Origin of the sequence: Yersinia sp. 2545 StPb PI, from assembly GCF_052217125.1 — a bacterium.
In the GTDB taxonomy this organism is placed as follows: domain Bacteria; phylum Pseudomonadota; class Gammaproteobacteria; order Enterobacterales; family Enterobacteriaceae; genus Yersinia; species Yersinia enterocolitica_E.
On sequence record NZ_JAZGPY010000001.1, the window covers coordinates 85,231 to 100,852 of the forward strand.

Below are 15,622 nucleotides of genomic sequence, written 5' to 3' on the forward strand. Positions count from 1 at the left end.
CAATGGTACTGCACCCTGGGCTGATGACGTTGGCGGATTTGCGACATATATACCAACATCCAGTCAACATATCGCTGGATGAAAGTGCTGATGCGGCTATCCAGCAGAGTGTGAAGTGCGTACAGGCAATATTGGCAGAAAAGCGTACTGCCTATGGCATTAATACTGGTTTTGGCCTGTTAGCATCGACTCGCATCGCTACCGAAGATCTGGAGAACCTGCAACGTTCGATAGTCCTTTCCCACGCGGCCGGCGTCGGAGAGCCGAATGACGACGCCATTGTGCGGCTGATTATGGTGTTGAAAATCAATAGCCTGGCGCGTGGATTTTCAGGTATTCGTCGGGAAGTCATTAATGCGTTGATTACGTTAGTTAACGCAGAGGTCTATCCGCATATTCCGCTAAAAGGATCCGTGGGTGCTTCCGGTGATTTAGCACCGTTGGCGCACATGAGCTTGCTGCTGTTGGGAGAAGGTAAAGCGCGTTATCAGGGCGAATGGCTTGATGCTCGCACGGCTCTGACGAAAGCGGGCCTGGAACCGCTCACCTTAGCGGCCAAAGAAGGGTTAGCATTACTCAATGGCACTCAGGTTTCAACAGCTTATGCACTACGTGGTTTGTTTGAAGCCGAAGATCTCTATGCTGCGGCGTCTGTCTTTGGCAGCCTCACCGTGGAAGCGGCTTTAGGCTCCCGTAGCCCGTTTGACGCACGTATTCATGCGGTGCGAGGCCAGCGTGGTCAGATTGACGCGGCCAATACTTATCGCCACCTGTTGGGCGATCGCAGTGAAGTCTCTGAATCTCATAAGAATTGTGACAAAGTACAGGATCCTTACTCTCTGCGTTGTCAGCCGCAGGTGATGGGTGCCTGCCTGACTCAAATGCGTCAGGCAGCAGAGGTGCTGGCTATCGAGTCGAATGCAGTATCAGATAATCCGCTGGTGTTTGCCGAACAAGGCGATGTGCTGTCAGGCGGTAATTTCCATGCTGAGCCGGTGGCTATGGCAGCGGATAATTTGGCATTGGCACTGGCTGAAATAGGTTCATTAGCCGAGCGTCGTATTTCACTATTAATGGATAAACATATGTCGCAGTTACCACCATTCCTGGTGGAAAATGGCGGCGTAAACTCTGGTTTTATGATTGCACAGGTGACTGCTGCTGCATTAACCAGCGAAAATAAAGGGTTGGCATACCCTTCCAGTGTTGACAGTATTCCTACATCTGCCAATCAGGAAGACCATGTCTCTATGGCACCACGTGCGGGTAAACGCTTGTGGGAAATGGCCGAAAACGTGCGCGACATTCTGGCTGTTGAGTGGCTAGCGGCATGTCAGGGGTTGGATTTGCGCAAAGGTTTGAAAACCTCGGATGCATTGGAGCCTGCCCGCCAGCTATTGCGCCAACATGTAGCCTACTACGAGAAAGATCGTTTCTTTGCCCCCGATATTGAAGCGGCAAGCCAACTCATTGCGCAGCGTCATATGAATGAACTGATGCCTGCGCACCTACTACCCAGCCTTTAATAACGATTTGTCCACTAATAACCGTTCATCAACTAATAACAATTAATCTACTAATAACAACGGTCACCAGTTATTACATCAACCTATGGGTGGTCCCGATTACCGGGATCACCCTCTCTGAACCCCTGCCTGAAAAGGCACAAATTTTGCGAGAATGTACCATGAAGAATGATTCATCCACGCTCAAACGAGGCCTCAGTGCCCGGCATATCCGGTTTATGGCGTTAGGTTCCGCCATTGGGACCGGTCTGTTTTATGGCTCTGCCGAGGCGATTCGTCTGGCGGGACCAGCAGTTTTACTTGCTTACCTCATCGGCGGAGCGGCCGTGTTTATGGTGATGCGCGCGCTGGGTGAGATGGCAGTGCATGACCCGGTAGCAGGCTCTTTCGGTCACTATGCCAGCCGTTATCTTGGGCCGCTGGCCGGTTTTCTCACTGGCTGGACCTATACCTTTGAGATGATTATTGTGGCGTTGGCTGATGTCACCGCATTCGGTATCTATATGGGGTTATGGTTCCCTGATGCGCCACAGTGGGTTTGGGTGCTGAGTATTATTTTCTTTATTGGTGCGCTGAATCTCTGCTCAGTCAAAGTGTTTGGTGAAATGGAGTTCTGGCTATCGTTGCTAAAAGTGACGGCGATTATTGCCATGATTGCTGCCGGCTTGGGCATCATGATGTTTGGCTTTGGTGCAGGTCATGAGAGCACCGGTGTCAGTAATCTCTGGTCTCATCAAGGATTTATGCCGAATGGCTTGACGGGGGTGATTGCATCATTTGCCGTGGTGATGTTTGCTTTTGGGGGGATAGAAATTATCGGTGTCACGGCCAGTGAGGCAAAGAACCCAGAAAAAGTACTACCACGTGCCATTAATACCGTACCGATACGCATTCTATTGTTCTATGTTTTGACCTTGTTTGTGCTGATGGCTATTTATCCATGGAATAGTATTGGGCAAAATGGCAGTCCTTTTGTTGAGATTTTCAGTAGTTTAGGTATCAGTTCTGCTGCTAATATTTTGAATCTGGTGGTTATTACCGCGGCTATTTCCGCCATTAACAGTGATATTTACGGTGCGGGTCGCATGATGTACGGCATGGCGCAAGAAGGGCTGGCACCGAAGTGTTTTAGCCGTCTGACCCGTAATGGTGTGCCATGGATGACTATTTTGGTGATGGCAATCGCACTGTTATGTGGTGTGGTGCTGAACTATCTGATCCCGAAAAATGTATTCCTGATTATTGCCTCGATTGCCACCTTTGCGACGGTCTGGGTATGGCTGATGATCCTTATCTCGCAAGTGGCGATGCGCCGCTCTATGAGCAAAGAGAATATTGCCCGGCTGACATTCCCGGTACCGTTCTGGCCAGTGGCACCGATTCTGACCATCATCTTTATGGCATTTATTATCGCGGTTTTAGGTTACTTCCCTGATACCCGTATCGCCATGTATGTTGGGGTGGCGTGGGTAGTATTAATGACTCTCGCCTGGTGGGTCTGGTTACGCAAGGCTTCACCACGGTCTCTTCAAGAACCGATAGAGAGTTTGCAAAAACAGATAGAAAGTCGCGAGGTTTAGTCACGACTGGCCGCTGATGATCGATTCAGCGGCCATACTGTTGCTTTTTAGCTCTGTGGGGGGCGAGTCGGCACATTGATCACCAATTTTTGGTGTAATTCTAACGCCATGGTTTCAAGGCGGGTGGTTAATTGATTGGTCAGGGTGGTGAGTTCTGTATTCTGCCGCAGTAACTCCAGCATTTGTTCCGCATTTTGCGCTGCCATTCTTTGCCGCTCTTCATTCGCAATGGCTAGTGCCTCGCGATGTTGTGCATCGGCTTGTGCATTAGCCTTATCACGTTCTGCCTGGCGGGTTTGCGCCAATAAAATAAGGGGTGCTGCGTAGGCCGCCTGTAAGCTAAAAGCCAGATTTAGCAAAATAAACGGGTAAATATCAAATTTGACAATACCCATCACATTCAGACCAATCCAGATCACCACAATGAGTGTTTGTGCGCCAAGGAAGACTGGCGTGCCGAAAAAACGGGCAAAAGCTTCTGCTTTCTGGGCAAACCAACTGTTGCCGAAAGGGGTTGATAAGTGTTCATGAGCACGATGGTAGCGGAGATAATCGACTTTACGTGTCTGTAGTGGCGGCTGCTCGGTCACGGGTTCAGTTTTTTTCATAGGATGTTACCCCGGTAGATGAAGGATTCTGTTGAGGTCAGCTCACGACAAAATTAAATCAGGTTACTTAATGCTTCAGACTATTTAATTATAGAGTGGGGTCCGATGAGCAATGGATAATTACCCCGTCTAAAGATGTTGAGTTGATGGAATAATCACATATTCATTTTATTGTTATCGCACTATATACCAAGATAATGTTTTGCGTTTAAAGTAGCGGCGTGGCCAGATGGTGATAAACTGACCTCAATTGTGAAAAATTATATACATACGGAGTAGCGGCCCATGCCTGCCATAGCCATTAAGCGGTGGATTAAACGGATTGTACTGGTCTTGGTGGTAATGTCAGTTACCATACTGGCGATACGAATTTACGATACACAACGTGGCCCAAAGCTCGAGCTTTGGCATACGTTTGTTCCTCATGATATGCGCGCGGCTGAGATTGATAAAGCCAGTTGGGCGGATTACATCAAAGCTGAAAATAACCTTTTCGATGAAGTGCGGATTAATGTTACCGAGAAACTGGAACCAAGGAATGAAATTCCATTAAATCGTTATTACTCTGGTAGCTCGATTTACCCCCCACATTTCAAAAATGACTGGAATCGCTCATATATTCTTGAGCCAGAAGGTAAACCTAAAGGTGCTGTGGTCTTACTGCATGGTTTAACTGACACCCCTTATAGCCTGCGTCATATTGCTGAAAATTATCGTCAGCGTGGATATGTTGCCATTGGTATTCGTTTGCCCGCTCACGGAACAGTGCCTGCGGCTCTGACCGATGTTGAATGGCAGGACTGGCTGGCGGCAACGCGCTTAGCTGTTCGTGAAGCCAAAGCACTGAGTGGCCCTGATTTACCGCTACACGTGGTCGGCTTCTCCAATGGCGGCGCGTTGGCAATGAAATATACGTTGGATTCAATGGATGACCCAACACTGGCGAAACCGGTGCGGGTTATCTTGATATCCCCGATGATCGGTGTCACCAGTTTTGCGCGTTTTGCCGGTATTGCCGGTTGGCCCGCTATCTTCCCGGCCTTTGCTAAAGCTGCCTGGTTGGGGATTGTGCCGGAGTTTAATCCTTTCAAATATAACTCGTTCCCAGTGAATGCTGCCCGTCAGTCTTATTTACTGACGTCTGTGCTGCAACAGCAAATTGCACGTGATGCCAGAAACAATAAGATGGAGGAGTTACCTCCGATTCTGACCTTCCAGTCGTTAATGGATTCAACGGTCAGTACTCGTGCGGTTGTTACTGCTCTTTATAACCACTTGCCGAAGAATGGTAGCGAAGTGGTGCTGTTCGATTTGAACCGTGCCGCCAGTTTCGGCCCGCTATTAAGAACTTCTTCTTATACTGCTCTGGCGCGTTTGTTGCCTCCACCACCACGTAATTATAGCGTAACGGTGATTACCAACGTTTCACCGCAAAGTAATGAAACAGTGGCGCTGACTACCTTGGCGGGTGAGACTAACGAGGTTTCAGTACCTACCGGCTTGATTTACCCACCGGACATTTTCTCGTTATCCCACGTGGCATTGCCATTCCCAATGAGTGATTCGCTGTATGGCCGCTATCCAGAACCGCGTGACCAATACGGTATCAGCTTGGGGACTTTTGCCGCTCGTGGTGAGCGGGCGGTACTGGTTGTCGGGTTAGACTCACTGATGCGTATCTCATCAAATCCATTCTATTCGTACATGTTGCAGCGGATAGATGACAAGATAGACGCACCAGCGAAATAAGATGATGTTAAAGCCTCCGAATCGGGGGCTTTTTCATAATGAGTGCCATACTTTCAAGTCGTAGCTGTTGTTCATATTTACTGACCCAGAAAGGAAAGCAAAATGTCTATTGAAAAAGTCGTATACCGTGCCAAAGCTAAAGCCACTGGCGGGCGTGATGGTCGGGCAACATCCTCAGATGGCGTATTGGATGTGAAATTGGGCGTCCCAAAAGAGATGGGTGGGGCGGGGGGCGCTGTGACTAATCCAGAACAGCTCTTTGCTGCAGGCTATTCAGCTTGTTTCCTTGGTGCGCTGAAATTTGTGGCATCAAAAGAAAAGGTGAAAGTGCCGGATGATGCCAGCATTGAAGGTACCGTGGGTATTGGTGCCATTCCAACTGGTTTTGGTATTGAAGTGCAACTGGATATCAGCTTGCCGGGTATCGAGCGTAGCGTAGCAGAAGATTTGGTGAAAAAGGCACATGTTGTCTGCCCATATTCCAATGCCACGCGTGGCAATATTGATGTGACATTGAATATCAAATAAGCCAATTTCTCATCTCAGCAGCCCATAAGAATTATCTTGTGGGCTATATGCTGCATCCCCGAATTTTCTGCTCTAACTTCAAATAAATAAGCCAATATATCCTCTAGAGACTATGCGCTAGTTCGTGGATTGACGAACTAAGAATTGTTAAGATAATTCTTGTAACTAAAATCAATAGCATGCTTATTGATCTCGCACTGAACCTGAGGGGGGGTTCACTGTCTGACTGATTCAAGCCGCAAATAGTGTCTCTGGAGACCTGGCGTTATATGGACAGAGTTAAATCTTTATCACAGCAAAGCATTTCTTTGTTGTTGGCTGTTTATATTGGTATTTTCCTGAATATATCTGTCTTTTATCGTCGTTTTGACTCCTTTAGCCAAGGTATCCAAGGCATAAAAGTCGTGTCTGCTATCATCGAAGTGATGGCCATTATTCTGTTTACCTTTTTTGTTATGAGGGTGATCTCCCTCGGTGGCCGGTGGTTTTATCGTGTTATTGCCACCCTGCTGGTCCTAATTTCTGTCGCTGCCAGCTATTACATGACTTTTTTCAATGTTGTCATTGGCTACGGCATCGTTATTTCGGTGCTGACCACCGATACAGATTTATCGAAAGAAGTCATCGGGTTACATTTTGTCATTTGGATGGTATTGGTCAGCACACTACCGTTACTACTTATCTGGAAAAACACTCTGCGGCTAACCCTGCTTGAGCAATTTTTGACACCAGGGCAGCGTATTAAGCCTGTTTTGTTGATGGCGGTTGCTGTGGCGCTGGTTTGGTTGCCGTTACGCTATCTGGATAATGTACAAGATGCTAATGAGCAACTGAAAACGGTGGATTTGCCGAGTTATGGCGGTGTGGTTGCTCACTCATATTTACCCTCTAACTGGTTGGCTGCATTGGGTTTATATGCTTATACCCAATATAACGAGCGTTATGATGCGGTAACATTGTATAACCCGACCGAACACCATACTTATATCGCGCCTGCCGGTATTGATGACACCTATGTTGTGTTTATCATTGGCGAAACAACGCGTTGGGATCATATGGGGTTGTTGGGATACCCACGTGATACCACTCCTCGCCTGAGTAAAGAGAAGAATTTAGTCGCTTTCCGTGGCACATCTTGTGATACCTCAACCAAACTTTCACTGCGCTGCATGTTTGTGCGCGAAGGCGGCACTGAGAATAATCCACAGCGCACATTGAAAGAGCAAAATGTGTTTACGGTGATGAAATCATTGGGTTTTACCTCTGAACTGTTTGCCATGCAGAGCGAAATTTGGTTCTACAACAATGCGAATACTGATAATTACTCGTTCCGTGAATTGATTGCTTCAGAGAAGCGCAACGATGATAAGCCGGTAGATGACATGCTGCTGGTTGATGAATTGAAGGAGTCTCTGGGACGTTATCCTGTAGGCAAACATTTGGTGGTATTGCATACCAAAGGCTCACATTACCTCTATTCCCAACGCTATCCCCGCAGTTATGCCCGCTATCAGCCTGAATGTATGGGGGTCGATGATTTTTGCAGTAAGCAGCAATTGGTGAACGCTTTTGATAACAGTGTGCTGTATACCGATTCGTTTATCGCAAATGTGATTGACCAAATGCGGGATAAAAAAGCATTAGTGTTTTATGCATCGGATCATGGTGAGTCTATTGACGAGAACTCCCACTTCCATGGAACACCACGTGAAATGGCGCCCCCGGAGCAATTCCGTGTGCCATTGATGGTTTGGGCCTCGGACAAATTCCTGGCGCAACCGGATCATCTCGCAGCTTTTGAGCAACTACAGGCTGAGCAGCGGGTGGGTAAGACCCATCGTCAGGTTGAATTGTTTGATTCTATTTTGGGTTGTTTAGGTTATACCTCGCCAGATGGCGGCATTAATGCCCAGAATAACTGGTGCCAGGCACCGGGGCGGCCCGCAAAATAAACATTTAGCACAAGTATAATCCGATACGGAATGATTTTTGATTCCAATCCCATTGTCACTTTTAGGTTACGGTATACTCCAGTTCCAATCCCTACTGGCTGGAGTCTTCCATGACTTACCGTGTTGCCTTTATTGATGATCATGACATTGTGCGCTCAGGTTTTGCCCAGCTACTTTCTCTGGAAGACGATATTCAAGTGGTGGGGGAGTTTAGTTCAGCAAAACAGGCACGCCTCGGATTACCTAGCCTACAGGCGAATATCTGTATTTGTGATATCTCGATGCCTGATGAGAGTGGTTTAGATTTACTGAAAGACCTCCCTTCAGGGATGGGGGTCATTATGCTCTCGATGCACGACAGCCCAGCGCTAGTGGAAATGGCGTTGGAGCGTGGTGCGCGGGGGTTCCTATCCAAGCGTTGTAAGCCAGAAGATCTGGTTTCCGCTGTCCGTACCGTTGGCAGTGGCGGCGTCTATCTGATGCCTGAAATCGCCCAACAATTGACTCGTATTGCTGTTGACCCCTTAACCCGACGTGAGCGGGAAGTTGCCTTGTTATTAGCGCAAGGAATGGAAGTGCGCGAGATAGCCGAGTCACTTGGCCTGTCACCGAAAACCGTGCATGTTCATCGCGCTAACTTATTTTCCAAGCTCGGTGTCAGTAATAACGTTGAGTTAGCTAAGCAGGTATTGAATCTATGATGCAGCGTTTTATTATGCTGCTGGCATTGTTATTTATTTATATCACTGCAGCTTTCTGTTTATGGTCCGTTGGCACTCAATTAGTTGATCGGCCGTTACAGGCACTACTGCTGTTCCCGTTTGGCCTGCGGATGGGCATTTTATTGCAAAGCCCACGTCAATATTGGCCGGGCATTCTGTTGGGTGATGCACTGCTATGGTGGCTGCTGACCGATCAGTTTGGCTATCCTTATAGCTTGCTGTGGGCTGCGATTCCCTTACTGCTGGCGACCACGTTATTGGCGGTTATCGCTTCTCCTTGGCTGTTGCGCAATCAGAGCAGCGGCAGTGAATGGAAGTGGCCCTTGATGCAAGGTGTGGTGATTTTTGGTGCTGCATTGATACAAGCATTAGGATGGCAAATTAACAGTGGTCAGGGTGCGATGGCGCTGTTATTGGGGTTGGTGGGTGGATTTACCATCGCGCCGATTTGTCTGTTGTTGTGGCACTATCTGGCGCGTCAAATCTGGGCTCCGCTGGAGCCGGGGCTGATTCATAAACCCATTAATCTACGTTTGCGCCATATCCTGTGGTATCTGCTGCTATTCGCCTTGAGCATATGGCTACAACATCATGTCACCGAGTCAGATTTGTATTTGTTTGCACCGTTCTGTTTGGCAATCCCGATTGTATTTATGTCTTATCGCTATGGTTGGCAAGGGGCGGTGGTGGCCACATTGCTCAATGGCATGGTGTTATTGATCAATACCCCCGCAGAATTAGATTCACACCGTGATTTGTTGTTGTCGTTATTGGCGCAGAGTTTGACCGGCTTATTATTAGGTGCGGGGATCCAGCGTCAGCGCGAGTTAAATTACCAATTACAGCTACGGCTGAATGAAAATCGTGAGTTGGCTAAAGCATTGGTGGTGGCCGAAGAACATGCCCGGCGTGATGTTGCACGTGAACTGCATGATGAGGTTGGGCAGACAGTGACGGTTATCCGAACCCAAGCCAGTATTATCAAACGGTTAACTACCCAACCACAGGTATTGGCCAGTGCCGAAATGGTCGAGACGCTGGCGTTGCGGGTTTACGATGGTGTCCATGATGTTTTGGCGAAACTGTGGCCTGCGGCATTGAATAATCTGCCCTTATCGGCGGCTATTGCTGCACTAATACGTGAACTTATTCCGCAGGATCAATCAGTGACCGGTGTGCTTAACTGGCAACTCAGTGACGCTGATATAGATGAAACACTGAAAATCACCCTATACCGTATCTGTCAGGAGGGAGTAACCAATGCCTATCGCCATGGTGCTGCCAGCCGGATTGAAATTAATGCACAACAGAATGATAGACAGATAACACTGACGATTCGCGATAATGGAAAAGGTGTTGATTTGGCGACATTAACCCCAGGTTATGGGCTAAGAGGTATGCAATCACGGGTGAGTGCTTTAGGGGGGGATTTTACGCTGAGTGTCGATAACGGCACCTGTTTAAATGTGATCTTGCCCACAGTTTCTCTGCCAGCTAATGAAAACTAAGAAATATTCTCGGTTTTTGCAGGGTTTTTTCTCATTGGTTTTGTACGCACGAGGAACATGATGACTCTACTTGAAAAAATTTCTGAGGTTCACATGTGGTCTTTCCTCAAAAGCCGCGATAACGTGCCGCCCGTCACGGATCAAGCGCAAATTGATTCGTCTTATAAATATTGGCGTATTCAACTAATGTGGACGATGTATATCGGCTACGCTGCGTTCTATTTCACCCGTAAAAGCTTTAACTTCATCATGCCTGCAATGCTGAGTGATTTAGGGCTGACCATGTCTGATGTCGGGATTTTAGGCACACTCTTTTATATCACTTATGGTTGCTCTAAATTTATCTCCGGCATGATAAGTGACCGCTCAAATCCGCGCTACTTTATGGGCATTGGGTTGGCTATGACCGGGGTTATCAATATCCTGTTCGGCATGAGCTCGTCACTGCTTGTGTTTGGTTCTTTGTGGATCCTTAATGCCTTCTTCCAAGGTTGGGGTTGGCCGCCTTGTTCCAAAATCCTGACCAGTTGGTATTCGCGCTCAGAACGCGGGGGTTGGTGGGCGATGTGGAATACTTCGCATAACTTTGGTGGTGCACTGATTCCCTTGTTGGTCGGCTTTATTTCTCTGCACTTTAGCTGGCGTTACGGCATGATTATCCCTGGTATTATCGGTGTAGTGATCGGTTTACTGATGTGTTGGCGCTTGCGTGATAAGCCGAGCACGATGGGGTTGCCGAGTGTGGGTAAGTGGCGCAATGATGCGATGGAATTGGTCCAGGAATCTGAAGGCCAGGGGCTATCAAATAAAGAGATTGTGAAGCGCTATGTATTAACCAACAAATATATCTGGTTGCTGGCGGTATCTTACGTGCTGGTTTATATCGTTCGTACTGCTATCAATGACTGGGGTAACCTTTATTTGACACAAGAGAAAGGTTATTCATTGATGACGGCCAACTCGGCGATTTCACTGTTCGAGGTGGGGGGTTTTATTGGCTCGTTGGTGGCAGGTTGGGGTTCTGATAAGTGGTTCCGTGGCAACCGTGGGCCAATGAACTTGATATTTGCTATTGGAATTTTCCTCTCGGTGGCGTCGTTGTGGATTATGCCGGGTGTCAGTTACATCTTGCAGGCGAGTTGCTTCTTTGCCATTGGCTTCTTCATTTTTGGCCCGCAGATGTTAATTGGTATGGCTGCCGCTGAATGCTCACATAAGGATGCTGCGGGAGCTGCTACCGGTTTTGTTGGGTTGTTTGCCTACTTGGGTGCGGCCTTATCTGGCTACCCCATTGCCCGCGTGATGGAGGTTTGGCACTGGAATGGTTTCTTTGTGGTTATTTCCATTGCGGCCTGTTTATCTGCATTCTTCTTGCTGCCATTCCTACGGGCGCAATCGCCAGAATTAAAGCAAGCGGAAGCCTGATTTACGTGCAAATGCGTCAGTTTTAGCCGTTGGTGATGTTTTTAACAACAGTCACTCAGCGTTTGTTAAAAAGTGATTGACGGCCAAAAATCGTAGCAGTAAGATGCGCCCCGATTCGGCGAGTAGCGCAGCTTGGTAGCGCAACTGGTTTGGGACCAGTGGGTCGGAGGTTCGAATCCTCTCTCGCCGACCAAATTTAAGAACCCTGACTTTTAAGTCAGGGTTTTTTTTGTGTTTTTTCTGCCAAATTTGCCTATCCATCCCGCTATTTCCTTAATCTAAATCGCCCCCACTGACATGATTTGGTCACCGATAATATCTGTTGCGCAGTCATGCACTCATAAGGGGCACCATTAGGGTGCACTTTCGTATGAAGCCTTGCTATCTCTTGGACGGTGAGGGGGGTGGCAAGCTGACTTTGCTTTTTTAACGGCACGCAAGATGTGTGAAATTCTGGCTGGGTGTGACAACGATCACGTCACTTATCGGCTGTCACGACAGCATTTCCTCCTGTTTTCTGTCGAGATTACAAAAAAATCCGACCAGATATGCATCATTTAGCAACAAAGTTTTTTCGTTTGTCACTGGATGTTGCGACTGCTTTATTCTAATTGGCCAGTCAATATCGCTGGTATATTACCGCTAGCATAATTTTTCATGCTAATAATGTTAACGAGAAGTTTTTTTTATGTTTGCATGCTGTTTCTCATTGTCTTGATAAAACCTTTCAGACCGTATTGACGTTGCCACCAACTGTTGCCAAATTGGTACCCTCAGGGGGAGTCATAGAGAGCAGTTTGGGTGATTCAATGCATTCAAAATTGCTGTCGTGATAGCTTTTATCCGACATCTCAATCCCGCATCCCTGCGGCTAATGAGCCAAAACGGTACAGTCCACGGACGAAAAAATTATAGGGTCTGGCCGTACACACAACACACATCACCATAATGGAGCACAAGCGATGACGATTTCCTTGGGAAAAACAGGGATACTGAAATTCGGTATTGGGCTGATTGCACTGACCGTGGCGGCCAGTGTACAAGCAAAAACATTAGTCTATTGTTCTGAAGGTTCACCTGAGGGTTTCAACCCGCAGCTCTTTACCTCTGGCACAACGTATGACGCCAGCTCGGTACCCATCTACAACCGTCTGGTTGAATTCAAACTCGGTACTACCGAAATTGAACCTGGTCTGGCTGAAAAGTGGGAAGTTAGCCCAGATGGCAAAAGCTATACTTTCCATCTGCGTAAAGGCGTGAAGTGGCAAGATAATAAAGACTTCAAACCGACCCGTGATCTCAATGCTGACGATGTGATCTACTCCTTCATGCGTCAGAAAGATGACAAACATCCGTACCATAAAGTGTCTGGCGGCAGCTATGAATACTTCCAGGGCATGGGTATGGGTGATTTGATCACCAATGTGGTTAAAGTTGACGACAACACCGTGCGTTTTGAATTGGCGCGTCCTGAGTCGCCATTCCTTGCCGATCTGGCGATGGACTTTGCCTCTATCCTGTCTGCTGAATATGCCGACAAGATGCTGAAAGCAGGCACCCCGGAAAAAGTCGATTTGAACCCAATCGGTACCGGCCCATTCCAGTTGCAACAATACCAAAAAGACTCCCGTATCCTGTACAAAGCCTTTGAGGGTTTCTGGGGTACTAAGCCGAAAATTGATCGTTTGGTGTTCTCTATTACACCAGATGCGTCAGTCCGTTACGCTAAATTGCAGAAAAATGAATGTCAGGTTATGCCATACCCTAACCCGGCTGACATTGCTCGCATGAAAGAAGACAAAACCATCAACCTGATGGAGCAACCTGGCTTGAACGTCGGTTACCTCTCCTTCAACGTTGAGAAAAAACCATTGGATAACGTGAAGGTTCGTCAGGCGTTGACCATGGCTGTTAACAAAGAAGCGATTATTGATGCGGTTTATCAGGGTGCTGGTCAAGCAGCCAAGAACCTGATCCCACCGACTATGTGGGGCTACAACGATGACGTGAAAGATTACGCTTACGATCCGGCTAAAGCGAAAGAGCTGTTGAAAGAAGCGGGCCTACCAGATGGATTCGCTATCGATCTGTGGGCAATGCCAGTTCAGCGTCCGTACAACCCGAATGCCCGTCGTATGGCTGAAATGATCCAGTCTGATTGGGCGAAAATTGGTGTGAAAGCCAAGATAGTGACTTACGAGTGGGGCGAATACCTCAAGCGTGCTAAAGACGGCGAGCATGAAACGGTGATGATGGGCTGGACTGGGGACAATGGGGACCCAGACAACTTCTTCGCCACCCTGTTTAGCTGTGATGCGGCCAAGCAAGGTTCCAACTACTCCAAATGGTGTTATAAGCCGTTTGAAGACGTGATTCAGCCTGCTCGTGCTGAGTCTGATCATGACAAACGTGTCGCACTTTACAAACAAGCTCAGGTTGTTATGCATGATCAAGCTCCGGCGCTGATTGTTGCTCACTCAACTGTGTATGAGCCAGTGCGTAAAGAAGTGAAGGGTTATGTTGTAGATCCGTTGGGTAAACACCATTTCGAGAACGTGTCCCTGGATTAATTTTAACCGTGCATAAGACCGGTGAGTATGTGTAAAAGCATATTCGCCGGTTTCTTATTGATACCCAAAATAATTCGAATTGCAGGAAGGCGGCAAGCGAATGAGTCCCGATGAGCTTACTGAAGTAAGTGATTCGGGTGATTGAGTGTAGCCAACGCACATGCAGTTTGAAGTATGAAGGGTATAGGTTAAAACAGATACAGATGTGAGCCATATAACCTCTCCCAATAAGTGTCATTGTCGCAGAAATTTTGAGCATGGACAGCGCGCAAGCACTGGAGCGGACACCATGACCTTGTAAATCATGGCTACGTGACGGTGGTGAGCACTGCCCTAGGTCAAAATGGCAAGTAAAATAGCTTATTAGGAAGGTTTTAATAAGCTGGGTTGCCCACGAGCAGCCCGGCATTCTATACAGAGAGTTCGGGATATGTTGCAGTTCATACTCCGACGTTTGGGGTTAGTTATCCCAACGTTTATCGGCATTACTTTGCTGACCTTTGCTTTTGTCCATATGATCCCAGGTGACCCGGTGACCATCATGGCTGGGGAACGCGGCATCTCCACCGAGCGTCATGCTCAAATCATGGCGGAAATGGGGCTAGACAAGCCTCTCTATCAACAATACTTCCATTATGTGAATGGCGTATTACATGGCGACCTCGGCATCTCGCTGAAAAGCCGTATTGCTGTCTGGGAAGAGTTCGTCCCACGCTTTAAAGCGACACTGGAACTGGGGATCTGCGCGATGCTGTTTGCTATCGCGGTGGGTATTCCGGTGGGGGTGTTGGCGGCAGTTAAACGCGGTTCAATATTCGATCACACCGCTGTTGGGATCTCCCTTACCGGCTATTCGATGCCTATCTTCTGGTGGGGCATCATGCTGATTATGTTGGTCTCGGTCCAATGGAACCTGACTCCGGTTTCCGGGCGCGTCAGTGATACGGTGTTCCTTGATGACAGCCTGCCTTTGACTGGTTTTATGCTGATTGACACCTTTGTTTGGGGTGAGCCGGGTGATTTCAAAGACGCGGTGATGCATATGATTTTGCCTGCCATCGTTTTAGGGACTATCCCTCTTGCCGTCATCGTGCGTATGACGCGCTCCTCGATGCTGGAAGTCTTGGGTGAAGATTATATCCGTACTGCGCGGGCGAAAGGCCTGAGCCGGATGCGGGTGATTGTGGTCCATGCACTGCGTAATGCTTTGCTGCCGGTGGTTACCGTGATTGGTTTGCAGGTTGGTACCATGCTGGCAGGCGCTATCCTGACGGAAACCATCTTCTCCTGGCCGGGGTTAGGGCGCTGGCTGATGGATGCTTTGCAACGCCGTGATTACCCAGTGGTTCAGGGTGGTGTGTTGCTGGTCGCAATCATGATTATTTTAGTTAACTTGCTGGTAGATGTGCTCTATGGCGTAGTTAACCCGCGTATTCGTCACAAGAAATAAGGGG

At 48.0% G+C, this 15,622-nt stretch carries 11 protein-coding genes and 1 tRNA gene; 11 read left to right on the plus strand and 1 reads right to left on the minus strand.

Annotated elements, in window-relative coordinates; genetic code table 11:
- Nucleotides 1-2 precede the first annotated feature (2 nt).
- Complete coding sequence (hutH, locus tag V1955_RS00345; protein WP_420073021.1) at nucleotides 3-1,526, plus strand: histidine ammonia-lyase; 1,524 nt, start codon at nucleotides 3-5, stop codon at nucleotides 1,524-1,526.
- 161 nt (nucleotides 1,527-1,687) lie between these two features.
- Nucleotides 1,688-3,106 (plus strand): amino acid permease, encoded by a 1,419-nt coding sequence (locus V1955_RS00350; protein ID WP_083161413.1) that lies wholly within the window; start codon nucleotides 1,688-1,690, stop codon nucleotides 3,104-3,106.
- A gap of 47 nt (nucleotides 3,107-3,153) precedes the next feature.
- On the opposite strand, the gene V1955_RS00355 is transcribed toward V1955_RS00350, so the two are convergent.
- Nucleotides 3,154-3,714, minus strand: a complete 561-nt coding sequence (locus V1955_RS00355; RefSeq protein ID WP_083161411.1) for a DUF1003 domain-containing protein — start codon at nucleotides 3,712-3,714, stop codon at nucleotides 3,154-3,156.
- A 285-nt stretch (nucleotides 3,715-3,999) separates the two neighbouring features.
- On the opposite strand from V1955_RS00355, the gene V1955_RS00360 reads away from it, so the two are divergent.
- The 9 genes from V1955_RS00360 to dppB all read left to right on the plus strand — a co-directional run bounded on the left by V1955_RS00360 (nucleotide 4,000) and on the right by dppB (nucleotide 15,618).
- Entirely contained in the window at nucleotides 4,000-5,463 is a 1,464-nt protein-coding gene (locus V1955_RS00360) for an alpha/beta hydrolase (RefSeq protein WP_083161409.1), read from the plus strand.
- A 102-nt stretch (nucleotides 5,464-5,565) separates the two neighbouring features.
- The gene (locus tag V1955_RS00365; protein WP_004713820.1) at nucleotides 5,566-5,991 is read left to right on the plus strand and encodes an organic hydroperoxide resistance protein; all 426 of its coding nucleotides are present in this window, start codon (nucleotides 5,566-5,568) and stop codon (nucleotides 5,989-5,991) included.
- A 269-nt stretch (nucleotides 5,992-6,260) separates the two neighbouring features.
- Nucleotides 6,261-7,943: a kdo(2)-lipid A phosphoethanolamine 7''-transferase gene (gene eptB / locus V1955_RS00370; RefSeq protein WP_083161407.1), complete on the plus strand. Its 1,683-nt coding sequence runs from the start codon at nucleotides 6,261-6,263 to the stop codon at nucleotides 7,941-7,943.
- Between the two features lie 110 nt (nucleotides 7,944-8,053).
- Nucleotides 8,054-8,644 (plus strand): transcriptional regulator UhpA, encoded by a 591-nt coding sequence (uhpA, locus tag V1955_RS00375; RefSeq protein ID WP_083161405.1) that lies wholly within the window; start codon nucleotides 8,054-8,056, stop codon nucleotides 8,642-8,644.
- Nucleotides 8,641-10,173 (plus strand): signal transduction histidine-protein kinase/phosphatase UhpB, encoded by a 1,533-nt coding sequence (gene uhpB / locus V1955_RS00380; protein WP_083161403.1) that lies wholly within the window; start codon nucleotides 8,641-8,643, stop codon nucleotides 10,171-10,173. Before uhpA ends, uhpB begins: the two co-directional genes overlap by 4 nt.
- A 93-nt stretch (nucleotides 10,174-10,266) precedes the next feature.
- Entirely contained in the window at nucleotides 10,267-11,598 is a 1,332-nt protein-coding gene (locus V1955_RS00385) for an MFS transporter (RefSeq protein WP_442820413.1), read from the plus strand.
- Nucleotides 11,599-11,714: 116 nt separating this feature from the next.
- Nucleotides 11,715-11,791 (plus strand) — tRNA-Pro (locus V1955_RS00390).
- Nucleotides 11,792-12,560: 769 nt separating this feature from the next.
- Nucleotides 12,561-14,168, plus strand: a complete 1,608-nt coding sequence (gene dppA, locus V1955_RS00395) for a dipeptide ABC transporter periplasmic-binding protein DppA (RefSeq protein WP_083161401.1) — start codon at nucleotides 12,561-12,563, stop codon at nucleotides 14,166-14,168.
- 430 nt (nucleotides 14,169-14,598) lie between these two features.
- Nucleotides 14,599-15,618: a dipeptide ABC transporter permease DppB gene (gene dppB / locus V1955_RS00400; RefSeq protein WP_005174906.1), complete on the plus strand. Its 1,020-nt coding sequence runs from the start codon at nucleotides 14,599-14,601 to the stop codon at nucleotides 15,616-15,618.
- The last annotated feature ends 4 nt before the right edge of the window (nucleotides 15,619-15,622 follow it).